Here is a 3,069-nt window from a genome sequence, read left to right on the forward strand (position 1 = left end):
TAAAGTGGTGAGCCGTGCAGGGCTGTGCGGGGCAAGGGAAATCAACGGCTTGCGCTGGCGAACCGGAAAATCCTACCCCTTGATTTGATTGGGCTTTTCGGGTCTCTGGCGAACCGTTTCAGGAGCCCTAGAAATCAAAAGGCCGCTGACTGGGCTGGCACCCGCGTCAACGGCCAAATCGAAAAGTTTGCTCAGGAATCCTACCAGATCGCGCCCGTGGTCGCAATCGCGGGAGGGGCCGATGTCTGAGCTTCTGCCCTTCTGCAAGATCAAGCTGCAATACCTGCTGGAGATGGTCACCGACCACGATCTGGACGACAACGCCCTGCGCGTGGCGCTCTACCTGGCACTGGCACATGCCGATCACGAGACCGGCGAGAGCCGCCCGTCCTTCGAGACCATTGGCGCGGCTATCGGCAAGCACGCCAAATCGGTCAAGCGGGCGCTGAACAAGGTAGAGGCGGCGGGCTACATGACCGTTGAGCGCGGGACCAATAAGGGGAAGTCCTCGCGCTACCGCCCGACCGAAGCGGCCCTGAAACGGGCCACTGAACGCCGCCGGGAGGGGGACAAGGTTGTCCCGCTTAGCCGCGCCAAAGGCGGGCAATCCTGTTCGCAAAGCGGGACAGACCTGTCCGGCAAAGGGGGACAGGATCGCCCCCCGAACAGAGAACAAGAACTTAGAAAAGAACAAGGGCGCGCGTCCGCGCCGGATTTGCCCGATGAAGGGCAATCCGGCGGAACGCGCCCGGAACGGGTGTTCGTCCCGAGGGGCATCTGCTTTGTCCGGGACTGGGACGCACGGTTGGCACGGGAGGGCATGACCACGCTGGAACGCAGCCTGCCCCTGTCACCGCACGAACAGCACTTGGGCTTCTGGCTTCCGGCCCGGACACCGGCCCCAGTGGACAGCGCGGAATGGCAGGCCCAGTTGCGTCTTCTGCGAGATGTCATCCGCCAGGCGCAGGATGCATCGCGTTCCCCGCAGGGTGGCGACTGCGCCGCGTCTTCTGCGTCCCGCATCGCGTCCTTTGCACCGCGTCTCAAGCATCCCGCATCGCGCCTTTCGCAGGATGTCGTACCGACCGTGGGGGAGAACCGCCATGCGATCTGAGGAAACAGCAAGGCGACCCATGTCATACGCTGGCGCGGATGACACGGGACCTTGCGAGGGGCGGCAAGCCTCCCCTTCGAACCCCACCGGCGCGGGAAAAGCCCGCGCAAAGGAGCCGCTGACGGAGACCTTCGTCTTCCGTTGCACGGCGGTCGAGAAAGCCCAGCTGCGGGCCAAGGCCGAGGCCGCTGGCCTGCCCGCCGCAACGCTCCTGCGCGAGGCGCTTGGCCTGACCGAGGCCCGCCGCCGCAAGCCTATCTCGCGCGTCGATCCGGCGCTGGTGCTGGCCGTGGGGCGCATCGGCGGCAACCTCAACCAGATCGCCCGCTGGCTGAACCACGCCATGCTGGTGGGTCGCACCGACCTAGACACGCTGACCGTTGCCCGCCGCCTTGTGGTGATCGAACGCCAGCTTGCCGCGCTCCTCGATGAGGCGCGGCGGTGCTGATCAAGTTCTTCCCCAATGGCAAAGGCGCGGGCGCAGGGCCGGTCGGCTACCTGGTGGCCGAGCGCGTGCTGGCCTATGACGGCAACCGCGACCTTATCCGCGATGCCGATGGTCAGCCCCTGACCGTGATGCGCGATCCCCTGCCCGAGGTGCTGCGCGGCGATCCAGCCCGCACCGAGGCGCTGATCGACGCCAGCCGCCACCAGTGGACCTACCGGGCGGGCGTGATCAGCTTTGCCGCCGAGGACGCGCCGAGCGAGGCGCAGCAGTCAGAGGTCATGGACGCTTTTGAGCAGCTGGCCTTCGCCGGGTTGGACGGCGAGCAATATGACATGCTCTGGGTTCGTCACGGCCACGAGGACCGCGTCGAGCTGCATTTCTGCACCCCGCGTCTGGAGCTGACCACCGGGCGCAGCCTCAATATCGCTCCACCGGGCTATCAGGACGCCTTCGATTCCTTGCGCGACCTGATGAACCAGCGCCACGGCTGGGCCGATCCGATGGAGCTGGAGCGCGCCCAGGAGGTGCGCGACACGATTGAAGCGCCGACCCGCGCCCAAGGCCGCGATGAGTTGCATGCGTGGATCCTCGATCAGGTCAGCGTCGGCCTGATCACCGACCGCGCCAGCATGCTCGATGCCCTCGCCGACGCGGGCTTCGACCTGCCCCGCATCGGCAAGGCCTACCTGACCGCCCTGGACCCAGAGACCGGCGAACGCTGGCGCCTGAAAGGAGAGATTTTCCATGAAAACTGGCAAGCCGACCCGACTGAGCGAGAAGTTGAACGCGGAGCTGGACACGATACGCGAGGACTACGCCGCCTCGATGGCGTCTCAGCTGGAGAGCTTCAGGACCGATTTGACAGCCATTGCGAGCGACGCGCGGCATACCATCGAGAACGATACGCGCCACTTCCTGAACGACAGCAGGAGCTTGTTCGAGACGAGGACAGAGCAGATCAGGCGCTGGCTGACGATCTCGCCTTGGGTGATCTCGGGGCTGATCGTAACGGGGATCGCCTCGATGATGGCCGCGAGCTGGTTCTGGACGGTCCTGCTGACACGCTCGGAGATGGCGGAGCTTGGCCTGACGCGGATCGACCAGGGGGAACAGACCTGGCTGACGCTGGACCCCGACAGGACCGAGCTGAAGACCTGCACGCTGGCCGGAACGCCGGTCATCTGCATCAAGATCGAGGAGAGATGAATGACGACGCCCCTGACAGCCTTGGAGCGCGACTTGCTCGCCTGCGTCGAGCGGTTGGTGACGGCCTGCGAAACCTCAGCCGCGGAATTGACCGCCTTGGAGACACGCTCGACCGGCAGGATCGAGACGCAACTGGCTGGCTTGGCCGACTGCGTGACCATGCTCATTCGTTCGCAGGCCGCATCAATGACGGCCTTGCGGGGCTTGTTGAACGAAGAGGCGACCTACAACGCGCTGGACGATCAGTTGCAGAAGAGCTTGAGCTTAGCGAAGGCCGCCGAAGAGAGGCTGAGACGGAGCT

The 3,069-nt window shown here is 65.1% G+C and carries 3 protein-coding genes; all 3 read left to right on the forward strand.

The window, feature by feature from the left end:
• The first annotated feature begins 241 nt into the window (after positions 1-241).
• A complete protein-coding gene (locus tag DDZ14_RS19055) occupies positions 242-1,114 on the forward strand; it encodes a helix-turn-helix domain-containing protein (protein WP_109426553.1) in 873 nt (290 codons plus the stop codon).
• Between the two features lie 19 nt (positions 1,115-1,133).
• A complete protein-coding gene (gene mobC, locus DDZ14_RS19060; RefSeq protein ID WP_233252655.1) occupies positions 1,134-1,562 on the forward strand; it encodes a plasmid mobilization relaxosome protein MobC in 429 nt (142 codons plus the stop codon).
• Positions 1,556-3,069: relaxase/mobilization nuclease domain-containing protein (locus tag DDZ14_RS19065; protein WP_109426555.1), on the forward strand; the 1,514-nt coding region annotated here is incomplete at its 3' end. The genes mobC and DDZ14_RS19065, both read left to right, overlap by 7 nt.

Source organism: Maritimibacter sp. 55A14, from assembly GCF_003122205.1.
Taxonomy (GTDB): Bacteria; Pseudomonadota; Alphaproteobacteria; order Rhodobacterales; family Rhodobacteraceae; genus QEYE01.

What these genes read in the sequence shown, in the direction of transcription:
- mobC (WP_233252655.1), top strand. Translation starts at nt 1,134, where the DNA reads ATGTCATACGCTGGCGCGGATGACACGGGACCTTGCGAGGGGCGGCAA.
- DDZ14_RS19055 (WP_109426553.1), top strand. Translation starts at nt 242, where the DNA reads ATGTCTGAGCTTCTGCCCTTCTGCAAGATCAAGCTGCAATACCTGCTG.